This window comes from Alphaproteobacteria bacterium PA2, assembly GCA_002256425.1.
GTDB lineage: Bacteria > Pseudomonadota > Alphaproteobacteria > Caulobacterales > Caulobacteraceae > Phenylobacterium.
Window position 1 is genome coordinate 2,158,458 of record NKIZ01000001.1, and the last position, 12,450, is coordinate 2,170,907.

The following is a 12,450-nucleotide window of genomic DNA, read 5'->3' on the forward strand; positions in this document are numbered from 1 at the left end:
CTCCCAAATGGCCAGATCATTCTCGTCTGGCTCTTACTGTAGTACCTATGGTGCGGGCCATTCGCCGGGAGTCAATTGGGACGCGAAAACATGAAGACCCGGGACCGCATCCTCGCCGCCGCCCTCGACCTGTTCAATGCCGAAGGCGTTGGCGGTCAGTCGGCCCTGGATATCGCCACGGCCATGGGGATCAGCGCTGGTCATCTCTACTACCACTTCAAGGGCAAGCCCGAGATCCTGGCGGGATTGATGGCCCAGCACCGTCTGGAGGTCGACCTGGTGGCCGCGGCCCTCAGGGATGCGGCCAGCCGACCCGACCTCGACCTGGAGACCCTCTGGACCCACGTCCATATCCTTGTGGAAGAGACCTGGGACGCCCGGTTCTTCTGGCGGGAACCTGCCCTTGCGGGCGCCATGCCGGACCTTGCCGAGGACGCCCGCCACATTCTGAAGACCATCAGGTTCGCCGTGCGGGAGACCCTGGCCGTCCTGACGGACCGCAACCTCCTGCACGCCTCTCCCGAGATCCTCGACGGGTTCGCCGATCAGATCACCACCGGAATCGCCTTCCAGACCAGTGTCCTGACCCTGGAAGCGATGACCGGATCACCGCGCGAACTCATCGCCCGCGCGGCGGCCCAGATCATGCTGCCCGTGGCCGGTCTGGCCCGGTCATAGGGCTCAGGCCTCTTCGGTCGCCTTGGCCGGCTTCTTGGCCTTCTCGGCCTTCAGGTCGGCGACTTCAGCGGCCAGGACTTCAACCTGCTTGGTCAGGCCTTCCACGGCCTGGCTCAGGGCGGCCATGTTGAAGGGGGCGAAGGTTTCACCCAGGGACTTCTTCACATCGTCCAGACGGGCGTCCAGAGCGGCGCGACGGGTCTCGGTGACATCCTTGGTCTTCTTGGTGATGTCCTCGACCATGTCGGCGACCTTCTTGCCGGCAGGGGCCTTGGAAATGCGGGCGCGGACGACGTCTTCGATCTTCTCACCCTTGGCGACCAGGTCGTCGAAGGAGTGGTTGGCCTTCTCGGCGAACTTCTCGGCAGCATCGGTGGCTTCGTCATAGGCGCGGCCATAGGCGCCAACGCCGGCCAGCCAGATCTTGCGGGCGATGTCGGGGTCGAAGAAGGTCTTCGGGGCGGTCTTTTCGGCCTTGGCGGCCTTTTCGGTCTTGGTCTTGGCCATGGGATGTCTCCGTAAGATTGTGTGGCGCCCCGTCGGAGCGCGATGGACGGAGGGATAGGCCTGGTCTTTAGAAAAAGCATTCTAACGACGGCGGTGGGTAGATTCCGATCCTGAGAGCCCATCGGCAAGGTCTCTAGAAGTCTGCGGGCCAACGCAGCCTTGCGCTGCTCATTTCCGGAGACACCCCATGTCAAACGACGCACATCTGAAGGATTCCGTCCTTGCCGAACTGCAGTGGGCGCCCGCTGTCAACGCCGCCCACATTGGCGTCACCGTCCACGACGGCGTCGTAACCCTGACCGGCCACGTGGAGACCTATGCCGAAAAGCACGCGGCCGAGGTCGCCGTCCGAAGCATCAAGGGCGTTCGCGCCATTGCCGAGGAGATCGAGGTCAAGCTGGCCTTTGACGTGAAGCGGTCGGACGAGGAGATCGCCGCCGCCGTGGTCATGCGCATGGCCTGGGATTCCACTCTGCCCAAGAACGCCATCAAGGCCACGGTCCAGAACGGCTGGGTCACCCTGACCGGCGATGTCGACTGGGGTTATCAGCACGAATCCGCGGGGCATGAGGTCCAGAAGCTCTGGGGCGTCGTCGGCGTCTCGAACAACATCAAGGTCAATCCGCGGGTGGACACCCAGTCCATCAGCAGTGACATCCAGCACGCCCTGCACCGGTCCTGGTTCGATCCCCAGCACATCAAGGTCACAGCCCGCGACGGCCGGGTGAAGCTGACCGGAACCGTTCACACCATCAGCGAGCGCCTGCTGGCCGCAAACACCGCCTGGTCGGCGCCGGGCGCCACAGACGTGGAAAACCATCTCGTCATCGCCTAGCCCTCCTCCCCTGGACTTCTGGGCGGTCCTGCATGCGCGACTCTGATACCCTCCCGATCAGGATTGCGCAGGCGGTGGGATGGAGACACTCTGGCCTCCACTTCAGAGTGGAACCGTTCAGACCGTGCCCCCAACACCAGCCCAGCTTCGCGACAAGGCTTGGGCTGAGGTCGAAGACCTCGTCGAGCTTCAATTGAAGCCGCTTGGGGAGCTTGCCTTGGCCGCCCTGAGTTTGGGCCCAGGCGACAAGGTCGCGGACATTGGCTGTGGCGGCGGCAGAACCCTCAGCGCGATAGCCGAAGCCGTGGGGCCTGCAGGCACAGCGGTTGGCATTGACCAATCAGCGGCGATGGCAGAGCGAGCGCAAGCCCTCTGCAGCGGCCTTCCCCAGGTTCAAGTCATCTGCGCCGACGCCGGACGCTATGAATTTCAAACCCGGGAATTCACAGCAGTCTATTCCCGCTTCGGCGTCATGTTCTTTGAGAAGCCCGCAGATGCCTTTGCCAACATACGTCGCGGCCTAAGCCCAGGCGGCCGGATGGCCTTTGTCTGTTGGCGGTCCATGCAGGAAAACGAACTGGACTATGCGCCCATCAAAGCCGCCGGCTCGGTTCTGCCACGCCACCTGGTCGAAGCGGCAGGCGAGGCCCTTCCCTTCTCCCTGGCGCGCCGCGATACCATTGACGCAGTTCTGATCGCAGCTGGGTTCAGCCATTTGGAGATCGAGCCCCGTGACCTAGCGGTCAGCAGCGGCGACCTCGGAGCCATGCTTGAAGTGAGCCTGAAGGTAGGATCCCTCGGTAGCCTGCTTCGAGAATACCCAGACTATGCCGAAGCCGCCCGTCCCCTCGTCGAAGCCATGCTGAAGACGAAGGCGGCTTCAGGCGGGGTCTATCTAAAGGCGGCTGTGTGGATCGTCATAGCAACCGCCTGAGCGGCAGCGAAATCCTAGCCGTGAGGCGCGGGCACGCGATCACTGGCTGGGGGCGGGGTCAAACCGTCAGGGCACCAGTCCAGAACCCCGGAGCACCCACCCAGCAGGCTTGCCGTAACGACCAGGAAGATCAGTGATTTCATTGGAAACACCTTTTGGTGACCGCATCACAGTCACTGCCAATCGTGGCTTGATTTTGGTGTTCCCGGGCGTGGATCTAGTACAGCAGAAACTCCCGCCGCTCCTCGCGCCATGACTCTTCATCCGGCAGGGTCAGAGCATCGAGGTCTGCAGGCGTCGCAGCCGGATCGTCGACCCACTCCCGCAACAGCGGCCCGCCATTGATGACATCGATGGCCAGCTTGCCGATCTCGTACTCATAGGGGAAGTCCCGCCAGAGATCGTAGTCGGGATAGAGGTTGCGGATGGCCTTGAAGGCCAGGGTCTGGACCCGCCAGGGACGGAAGGCCTCATGATCGTATTGCGGACCCTCCACGTGGATCTGCACTCCATGGCACAGCTTGCCCACATGCTTGTGGAAGGTGGGCTCGAACCAGATCGGGCGCAGGCGGCAACCTGCCAGCCATTGGGGCGCGGCCCGGTTCATTTCGGCGATCACGTCCACGGCGTTGATGTCAGGCGCCCCGAAGATCTCCAGCGGCCGGGTGGTGCCCCGACCTTCCGAAAGGGTTGCGCCTTCCACCATCACTGTCCCTGCATAGGCCCGCGCCATGGACAGGTTCGGGGCGTTCGGGCTGGGATTGACCCACTCCCGTTCTCCAAGGGGCCAGCCATAGCCGGGGGCGGCGTCTGGCGCCCAGCCTTCCATGGCGATCACCCGGTATTCCAGGTCCAGATTCAGAGTCTTGATGAACCAGCCGCCCAGTTCACCGAGGGTCAGGCCATGGCGCATGGGCATGGGCCCAGCGCCGACAAAGCTTTCCCAGCCCTCCCGCAGACGCAGGCCTTCCACCGGCCGTCCTGCCGGGTTCGGCCGGTCCAGTACCCAGACCGCCTTGCCATGTTTCGCCGCCGCCTCGAGGACGTACCGCAGGGTGGTGATGAAGGTGTAGATCCGGCAGCCAAGGTCCTGGAGGTCCACCAGCAGGACGTCGAAACTGTCCATCATGGCGTCGGTCGGGCGGCGGACCTCGCCATAGAGGCTGAAGATCGGGATGCCGTAGGCCGGGTCAACGAAGTCGGGCGACTCCACCATATTGTCCTGCTTGTCCCCCCGCAGGCCATGCTGGGGCCCGAAAGCCGAGGTGAGTTTGACCTGCAGACTGGAGACGGCGTCCAGGGCGTGGGTCAGATCGGTGGTGACCGAGGCCGGATGGCCGAGCAGGGCGACCCGGCGTCCGCCCAGGGCCGCCCGCAGTTCGCCGTCTTCGCAGAAACGATCCAGACCGAATTTCATGGGTCAGCCTCCAGCCAGGGTCAGCGCAAAGGATAGCGGGTGATGGAAGTCGGGTTTGCCCGGCGGGTGGGCCGCCGCCCAGTACGAGCAGGTCCCATCCACGGATTCGATCACGGCGGACAGGGCCAGCCGCCAGTCGGTCCCGGCAAGATCAGGCAGGCTGAGACTGGCTATCAGGATCAAGGCGTTCCCCTCATGAGCCACCGTCAGGTCAGGAAAAATATCGGCATCCGCCATGCCATTACGATAGTCGTCAAAACGATAGCTGGCCCAGCGGGTGGAGGGTGAGAAGTTGAACTCCAGATAGCCAGGCTCTCCGGCCGCCTGAACGAAGACTTCGAAACAGGTATGCCGCCAGAGTTCGTCGGTCCGCCTGGAGGGTTCAGGGTCTGGCAGAAGCAGGTCCGACGTCAGACCAAAGGCCCGATAGGTCAGATCGAGGCGCCCGCCACTTGATCGTGACACATCTACTTCAATGCCGGAAACCGGCAGGTCCTTGGCCGGGCTGAAGGGTTTGAGGGCGCAGGGCATGGCCTTGACTGCCACGGCCTCGAACCGCTAGCTAGACCCATGTTCGTCCAACGGCCCCTCTTCAGCCTCTATTACGCCCGCTCCTAGAGCGGCGCGGACGAACCCTTGCGCCCCCTTTTCAAAGGTCGGCGCCCCAGGAAATCCCAGGCATCCGGCCCCTTCCCTTCCGGAGACCTGCACATGCCCCTCGAAATTGCGCCGCCTGACGTGTTAGAGCCCGCGCCACCCGTCCAAGAGTCACGCCTCATGTCCGCTGAAACCGAATTCAAGTCCGACCTCCTGCGCACCATGCAGGCCCGCGGCTACATCCACTCGATCACCCACCCCGTGGAGCTGGACGAAGCGGCGACCAAAGGCGTGGTCACCGGCTACATCGGATTTGACGCCACGGCGTCCAGCCTGCACGTGGGCAGCCTGATCCAGATCATGATGTTACGTCGCCTGCAGCAGGCCGGGCACAAGCCCATCGTCCTCATGGGCGGCGGCACGACCAAGGTCGGCGACCCCACCGACAAGGACCAGTCGCGCCCCCTGCTGACTGAAGAGCAGATCCAGTCGAACATCGACTCCATCCAGGCGGTGTTTGCGAAGTTCCTCACCTTCGGCGATGGCCCAACTGATGCGGTCATGGTCAACAATGCCGACTGGCTGGACAAGCTGGGCTATGTCCAGTTCCTGCGGGAATTCGGGGTCCATTTCACCATCAACCGGATGCTGAGCTTCGAAAGCGTCAAGCTGCGCCTGGAGCGCGAGCAGCCCATGACCTTCCTTGAGTTCAACTACATGCTCATGCAGGCCACCGACTTCCTGGAGCTGGAGCGCAATTTCGGCTGCGTCCTGCAGATGGGCGGCTCGGACCAGTGGGGAAACATCCTCAACGGGGTCGAGCTGATCCGCCGGGTGGACCAGAAGCCCTCCTTCGGGCTGACCACCCCCCTGCTCTCCACCGCTTCGGGCCAGAAGATGGGCAAGACCGTGGGCGGCGCCGTCTGGCTGAACGCAGACATGCGCAGTCCCTACGACTACTGGCAGTTCTGGCGGAACACCGAGGACGCCGACGTCGGTCGCTTCATGCGCCTGTTCACAGACCTGTCCCTGGACGAGATCGCCCGTTACGAGGCCATGGAAGGCGCAGCCATCAACGACGCCAAAAAGGTGCTGGCCAACGAAGCCACCCGCATGCTGCACGGACAGGCAGCGGCGGACGCGGCGGCTGAAGCCGCCCGGGTCGCATTCGAAGTCGGCAGCGTTTCGGCTGACATGCCGACCTGCGAGGTGGCGGCGGCCGACTTGCAGGCCGGGATTGTCCTGGCCGCCCTGGCGGTTGATGCAGGCCTTGCCGCTTCGCGTGGGGAAGCCCGACGTCTGGCCCAGGGCGGCGGTCTTCGGGTCAATGACGTGGCTGAGGTCGACGGCGCCCGGATCATTTCCAGCGGCGATCTGGTGGATGGCGTCATCAAGCTGGCGGCGGGCAAGAAGAAGCTCGTCCTGGTCAAACCGGTTTAGGAGCAAGTTCCATGAGCGATATCTCTGTCGGCCAGCCGGCCCCCGCCTTCACCGTCGCCGGACCTGAAGGCGACCTCACCCTGGCCAGTTTCAGCGGCAAGGCCCTGGTCCTCTATTTTTACCCCAAGGACGACACCCCTGGCTGCACCAAGGAAGCCCAGGGCTTTTCGGACATGGCGGCGGAGTTTGAAAAGGCCGGGGTGGCCCTGCTGGGCGTGTCCAAGGACAGCGTCGCCAGTCACGCCAAATTCACCAAGAAGTACGGCCTGACCTTCCCCCTGGGCTCAGACCCGGAGGGCGCGACCATCGAGGCCTATGGCGCCTGGGTAGAGAAATCCATGTATGGCCGCCAGTACATGGGTATCGAGCGTTCGACCTATCTGATCGACAGTACGGGAAACCTTGCCCGGGTCTGGCGCAAGGTGAAGGTGCCTGGCCATGTGGCCGAGGTGCTCGAGGCCGCCCGGGCGCTCTGACGCGACTGTTGCGATTTAGCCTCAGTCCCGCTCAGAATAATGACCGCGACAATGGGGCGACTTTCCAACGCGAAATAAATGGTTAACCCCTGACCATCTAGTTTAGATCCGCGGATTACGCCCTTGCGGCGCATTTTGGCTTGCCTAAAGCTGCCTCTTCATCGCATATCCCCCGTTCCTGGGGTCCCCAACGAGTGCGGTGAGCATGACACGCTTAGAGCGCCTGCGCGACTTCATCGCGAACGTCTTTCCTGAACGGCACATCTACATTCGTTCAGAAGGCGAAATGCGCGGCTTTGTCCTGAGCACAGGCAACCAGACCGTCATCGCCGGCGTCATCGCCGCCTGCGGTCTCTGGCTGGGCGTTTCGACCTCGGCCATGGTGGTGGACGCCTTCGCCCTGTCGGAGTCGGACAAGGAACTGGCTCAGATGCAGGCCAAGTCCGAACGCTGGGTCGCCGACCGTGAGGCCCGCCTGAACAGCGCCGTCGCACAGCTTGACGCCGCCAATGGCTCAATCGGCTCCCTCGCAGCGACTGTCGAGAAGCGCCATGCAGCCCTGGCCATGCTGCTGACCCAGACCAAGGATGAGCCTGGCCTGGCCGAAGCGCTTACCCCCGCCCTGCGGGCCTCCGCCGCCCCGGTGAAGGGCGCCAATCCCACCCGCCGGATCGAACTGGTCCGGGCAAATCAGGAACGCCTGATCGATGCTGCGGATAACTTCGCCAAGGGACGGGCCGACAGGCTGCGCCTTGCATTCCGCCTTGCCGGCCTGAGTCCATCCAGCTTCACATCGGCCGCCACCAGCCTCGGCGGCCCGCTTATCGACGCCAAGGACCCGCGCGCCCTCGCAGCGGTGCTTGATGTGGACGAGAACTTCGCACGCCGCATACAGCACGCAGCAAACAATCTTTCCGAGGCCCGCGCCATGACCACGGCGGCGGCCAGGCTGCCCCTGTCCCGGCCGACCAATGACACGCCCCGGTCCAGCGGCTTCGGCGTCAGGTTTGACCCCTTCAATGGACGACCTGCCTTCCATTCCGGGCTGGACTTCACTGGCGGTATTGGCGTTCCGATCTATTCAACGGCGCCGGGTGTGGTTTCCTTCACGGGCGTTCGCTCGGGTTACGGCAATACGATTGAAATCGACCACGGCGCCGGCTTCAAGACGCGTTACGCCCACCTGTCCGGCATTTCGGTGCGGGTTGGCGAGCGGGTCGCGGTGGGCAGCCGGATTGGCGCCATGGGCTCCACCGGTCGCTCGACCGGGCCACATCTCCATTATGAAGTCTGGGTCAATGGCCGCGCGCAGAACCCGGATCGCTTCCTCAAGGCAGGTGACTATGTTCAGCAAGCGGACTCCTAACACCGAGACCAAGGCCGTTTCGGCGCCAGACGCCCATCTGCCTGTCGCCATGCCGGCGCCGAGCAGCAACCCTGCCAAGGCCAAGCCCCGGGCAGCTTCATTGCTGTCGGAAAATCTGACCGTCGAAGGCAATGTCCTGAGTGATGGCGAAGTGCAGATCGACGGCGTCGTTCGCGGCGACGTGCGGGTCGGCAAGCTGTCCCTGGGTGAAACCGGACATGTGGAAGGTCAGATCTTCTCGGATTCCGTAGAGATCCGCGGCCGGGTGATCGGCGCCATCACCGCCAAGCAGGTCCGCCTGCTGGGCACCGCCTATGTGGATGGCGACATTACCCACGAGCAGCTGGCCATGGAAACAGGCGCCTTCTTCCAGGGCCGCAGCCTGAAGTTCCAGCGCCCCGCAGCTCCGGCGGCTGCGTCGGTCATGACCGACGTCAGCCCCATGGCGCCCAAGGCCTGAGCCCCGGGTCAGCCTTCCCGGGTTACCCCTACCCTCTGGGCCAGGCTTGCGCCCATGAAACGATCCAGATCGCCGTCCAGCACGCCGTCCGTGTCTGAGGTCTCAACCTCGGTCCGCAGGTCCTTGACCATCTGATAGGGCGCCAGGACATAGGATCTGATCTGGTGGCCCCAGCCGATGTCCGTCTTCTGATCCTCAAGCGCCTGGGCGGCGGCCTCCCGCTTCTGCAGTTCCAGCTCATAGAGCCGCGCCCTCAGCATTTTCCAGGCTTCTTCGCGGTTCTGGTGCTGTGACCGCCCCATCTGACAGGCCACGGCGACGCCGGTCGGAATGTGGGTCAGGCGGACGGCGCTGTCTGTCTTGTTGATGTGCTGCCCACCGGCGCCCGATGCACGATAGGTGTCAGTCCTCACGTCCGAAGGATTGATGTCGATGACGATGGCGTCATCGACCACCGGATAGACCCAAACTGAGGCAAAGCTCGTGTGACGCTTGGCCGCTGCGTCAAAGGGCGAAATGCGCACCAGGCGATGGACACCCGCCTCGGTCTTCAGCCAGCCATAGGCGTTGGTCCCCTTGATCTGCAGGGTGACAGACTTGATCCCCGCCTGATCGCCACTGGTTTCTTCCAGAAAATCGACGGTCATGCCGTGGGCCTGGGCCCAGCGGGTGTACATGCGCAGCAGCATGCCGGCCCAGTCGCAGGACTCTGTCCCGCCTGCGCCGGAATTGATTTCCACAAAGGCGTCATTTCCATCGGCCTCGCCTGACAGCAGGGCCTCGAGCTCGGCCCGCGCAGCGCGGTCCTTCAGACCCTTCAGCTGTTGCCGGGCCTCTTCGAGGCTGGGCTCATCGCCCTCCTCGTCGGCGAGTTCCGCATAGCCGATGGCGTCACCCAGATCCCGCTCCAGGGACTGCACTGCCTCGACAGAGGCCGCCAGCCTTGAGCGTTCGCGGCTGATGGACTGGGCCGCTGCGGCATCATTCCAGAGGGTCGGGTCCTCGACCCGGGCATTCAGTTCGTGAAGCTTCCGAAGGGCTGGTTCCCAGTCAAAGACGCCTCCTGAGCAGTTCAATCGACTGCTCGATGTCGGCCTTGGCGGCCTCGACATCTGCTCTCATGTGAAACTCCGTTGGTCCTGCCCGACCTTGCGGATCGGGCCTTGCGGGCCTGACTAGAGCGTTTTCCTTTTAGACGGAACCGTCTCAAGGGATAAAAAGGCTCTAATTCAAAAAGCTAGAGCCTGTTTCAATCCGATAGCCGGTTCCCGCTTATCGGACATGCTCTAGTAAAGGCCGTTCATTTCGTCTGCCTTTTTCGGCGGTGGGGGCGGCGGAGCAGTGGTTCCCGTCTCACTGCCCGGCAGGCTCAGATAGGGCTTGGGCCCGTCGCCGGGCATGGAGCCCAGGGGCGTCTCGGCCACCTTGGGTTCGGTTCCCGGCCTGAAGGCCTCGCGGATCCCGTGGACCATGATGAACTTGGCGTTGCGGGGGGCCTTGAAGTCGGTCTTCGGCAGCCCTTTGGTGGCTTCCTTCATGAACTCGGTAAAGACCGGCGCGGCGGCGAGGGTTCCCGTTTCCCCATTGCCGAGCGACCTGTTGTCATCAAAGCCGACAAACACTCCGGCGACGATCTGAGGGGTGAACCCGACAAACCAGGCGGAGCGGTATTCGTTGGTTGTTCCGGTCTTGCCGCCGACCGGTCGACCCAGGACTGAAACCGATGTGGCGGTGCCGCGCTGGACGACACCCTGCAGCATGGTGGTGATCTGATAGGCTGTGATCGGGTCCATGACCTGATCCCCCGCCGGCGAGATCCTCGGACTTTCGTCGCCGTTGAAGCCGGCTTCGCACCGCTGGCAGTCGCGCTTGTCGGCCCGGAAGATGGTCTTGCCCTGACCATCCTGCACCACCTCGATCAGGTGGGGCTCGATCTTGCGGCCGCCATTGATGAAGGAGGCATAGGCGGCGGTGATCTTGAAGGGCGTGGTCTCCCCTGCCCCCAGGGCCATGGCGAGCACGGGACTCATGTCCTTGATGACTCCGAGCCGCCCCGCCATGTCGGCGACCTTGCGCATGCCGACACCCTGGGCGAGACGCACGGTCATGGCGTTGCGTGACAGTTCAAGCCCCTGACGGAACTGCAGGGCGCCATAATACCTCTTGTTGTAGTTCTCGGGGGTCCAGTCCTCCCCGTCCCTGCCCTGCAGGGTGATGGCCGAGTCCATGATGACGCTGGCCGGGGTGTAGCCGTTCTCCAGGGCGGTCGCATAGACGAAGGGCTTGAAGGACGACCCCGGCTGGCGAAGGGCCTGGGTCGCACGGTTGAAGCTGGACAGGGAGAATGAGTATCCGCCGACCATGGCCAATACCCGTCCCGAATTGGGTTCAATGGCCACAAGGGCTCCATTGACGGCAGGGATCTGCCGCAACCTGAAGCCGCCGCTTGCGCCGGGCTCCACAAGAATGACGTCTCCGGCGTTGAGCCCCTTGCCCGCCCGCGCCCATCGGACGTCCTCGGGGACCAGCAGTCCGCCCTGACCTGTCTGGATCACCCTGACCCGCACCGAATTGCCGGCCGCTTCGGTGACCACCGCCGTACGCCATTCCCGGCGCTCGGAGGGCAGGTCAACCTTGATGGTCATGGTCTCCCAACCTGGCGTCAGCTGGACGCGCTTGGTGGCGCCCCGCCAGCCATGACGACGGTCATAAAGCTCAAGCCCATCCATCAGGGCCTTCCGGGCGGCCGTCTGCATGGTGGGATCAAGGGTAGTGCGAATGTAGTAGCCGCTCTCGTTCAGCCTCTGGCCAAGGGTTGCGAGCCCGCGCCGCCGCACTTCTTCGACAAAGAAGTCTGCATCCCGATACTTGGCCCGACTGGGCGCCGCCTGGACGACCAGGTCTTCCTTCTTGGCGGCCTCCGCCTCGGCCTTGGTCACCCATCCCAGTTCCGCCATCTGGTCGAGGATCCAGTTGCGACGGGCCATGGCATTGGCCTTGCGGCGGAGGGGGTGATAATTGTCCGGCCCCTTGGGCAAGGCGGCCAGATAGGCGCTCTGGGCCAGGGTCAGATCCGAAATCGACTTTCCGAAATAGTTGTAGGCCGCGGCGCCGACCCCGAAGGACCGATAGCCCAGCCAGATCTCGTTGAGATAGAGCTCGAGGATCTGCTCCTTGTTGAGGGTCTCTTCCAGTCGACGGGCAAGGATGGCTTCCTTCACCTTGCGGCCCATGGTGGCGTCACTGGTGAGCAGGACGTTCTTCGCAACCTGCTGGGTGATGGTCGAGCCACCCTCCAGACGCTTGCCCTGGGTAATGTTGACCAGGTTCTTCAGGGTCGCCCGGGCGAGGCCGGCAGGGTCGACACCGCCATGCTGGAAAAATCCATGATCCTCAGCTGCCAGGAAGGCCTGGGCCAGTTGCGGAGGAATATTGTCATAGGGAACGAAAATCCGCCGTTCACGGCTGAATTCGCCGATCAAGGTGCCATCCATGGCGTAGGCCCGGGTCGCGGTCGGCGGACGATAGTCCACCAGGTCTCCGGCATCGGGCATGTCGTGGAACAGCCATGCCGTGTAGATGGCTATGGCCAAGCCCCCTGCAGCGATGAGGCTGAGCACCGTAACGCCCGCAATCGCGACCCATCTTTCGGGGGGTTTCAAGACGAAGCAACCTCCACGGGATCCGGCGTCCCGCCTTTGTCCTCGTCTAGAGCGGGTTTCGCAAAAGGGAAAGCCGGA

12 protein-coding genes are annotated in these 12,450 nt (G+C 63.5%); 7 read left to right on the forward strand and 5 right to left on the reverse strand.

What is annotated here, in order from left to right:
• Nucleotides 1–90: 90 nt before the first annotated feature.
• Nucleotides 91–678 carry a hypothetical protein gene (locus tag CFE28_10410; GenBank protein OYU70363.1) on the forward strand — a complete coding sequence of 196 codons (588 nt, stop codon included), beginning with the start codon at nt 91–93 and terminating at the stop codon, nt 676–678.
• Between the two features lie 3 nt (nt 679–681).
• On the opposite strand, the gene CFE28_10415 is transcribed toward CFE28_10410, so the two are convergent.
• Entirely contained in the window at nt 682–1,185 is a 504-nt protein-coding gene (locus tag CFE28_10415) for a hypothetical protein (GenBank protein ID OYU70364.1), read from the reverse strand.
• Between the two features lie 187 nt (nt 1,186–1,372).
• Here CFE28_10415 and CFE28_10420 point away from each other — a divergent pair, with 187 nt between their 5' ends.
• Both CFE28_10420 and CFE28_10425 read left to right on the forward strand, forming a co-directional pair.
• Nucleotides 1,373–2,020 carry an ornithine aminotransferase gene (locus CFE28_10420; GenBank protein OYU70365.1) on the forward strand — a complete coding sequence of 216 codons (648 nt, stop codon included), beginning with the start codon at nt 1,373–1,375 and terminating at the stop codon, nt 2,018–2,020.
• 79 nt (nt 2,021–2,099) lie between these two features.
• Nucleotides 2,100–2,954, forward strand: coding sequence for a methyltransferase (locus CFE28_10425; GenBank protein ID OYU70366.1), 855 nt, complete (start codon nt 2,100–2,102; stop codon nt 2,952–2,954).
• Nucleotides 2,955–3,171: 217 nt separating this feature from the next.
• Here the strand turns inward: CFE28_10425 and CFE28_10430 are convergent, their stop codons facing one another.
• Nucleotides 3,172–4,371 carry a hypothetical protein gene (locus CFE28_10430; GenBank protein OYU70367.1) on the reverse strand — a complete coding sequence of 400 codons (1,200 nt, stop codon included), beginning with the start codon at nt 4,369–4,371 and terminating at the stop codon, nt 3,172–3,174.
• Between the two features lie 3 nt (nt 4,372–4,374).
• Nucleotides 4,375–4,902 (reverse strand): hypothetical protein, encoded by a 528-nt coding sequence (locus CFE28_10435; protein OYU70368.1) that lies wholly within the window; start codon nt 4,900–4,902, stop codon nt 4,375–4,377.
• Between the two features lie 246 nt (nt 4,903–5,148).
• Here CFE28_10435 and CFE28_10440 point away from each other — a divergent pair, with 246 nt between their 5' ends.
• From CFE28_10440 to CFE28_10455, 4 genes are all read left to right on the forward strand, one after another.
• Nucleotides 5,149–6,408, forward strand: coding sequence for a tyrosine--tRNA ligase (locus CFE28_10440; protein OYU70369.1), 1,260 nt, complete (start codon nt 5,149–5,151; stop codon nt 6,406–6,408).
• An 11-nt stretch (nt 6,409–6,419) separates the two neighbouring features.
• Nucleotides 6,420–6,884 (forward strand): peroxiredoxin, encoded by a 465-nt coding sequence (locus tag CFE28_10445; GenBank protein OYU70370.1) that lies wholly within the window; start codon nt 6,420–6,422, stop codon nt 6,882–6,884.
• 199 nt (nt 6,885–7,083) lie between these two features.
• Complete coding sequence (locus tag CFE28_10450; protein OYU70371.1) at nt 7,084–8,250, forward strand: peptidase M24; 1,167 nt, start codon at nt 7,084–7,086, stop codon at nt 8,248–8,250.
• Between the two features lie 49 nt (nt 8,251–8,299).
• A complete protein-coding gene (locus CFE28_10455; GenBank protein OYU71666.1) occupies nt 8,300–8,710 on the forward strand; it encodes a cell shape determination protein CcmA in 411 nt (136 codons plus the stop codon).
• 8 nt (nt 8,711–8,718) lie between these two features.
• Here the strand turns inward: CFE28_10455 and CFE28_10460 are convergent, their stop codons facing one another.
• Both CFE28_10460 and CFE28_10465 read right to left on the reverse strand, forming a co-directional pair.
• The gene (locus CFE28_10460) at nt 8,719–9,822 is read right to left on the reverse strand and encodes a peptide chain release factor 2 (protein ID OYU70372.1); all 1,104 of its coding nucleotides are present in this window, start codon (nt 9,820–9,822) and stop codon (nt 8,719–8,721) included.
• A gap of 174 nt (nt 9,823–9,996) precedes the next feature.
• On the reverse strand, nt 9,997–12,345 hold the full coding sequence (locus CFE28_10465; protein ID OYU71667.1) for a penicillin-binding protein: 2,349 nt from the start codon (nt 12,343–12,345) through the stop codon (nt 9,997–9,999).
• Nucleotides 12,346–12,450 lie beyond the last annotated feature (105 nt).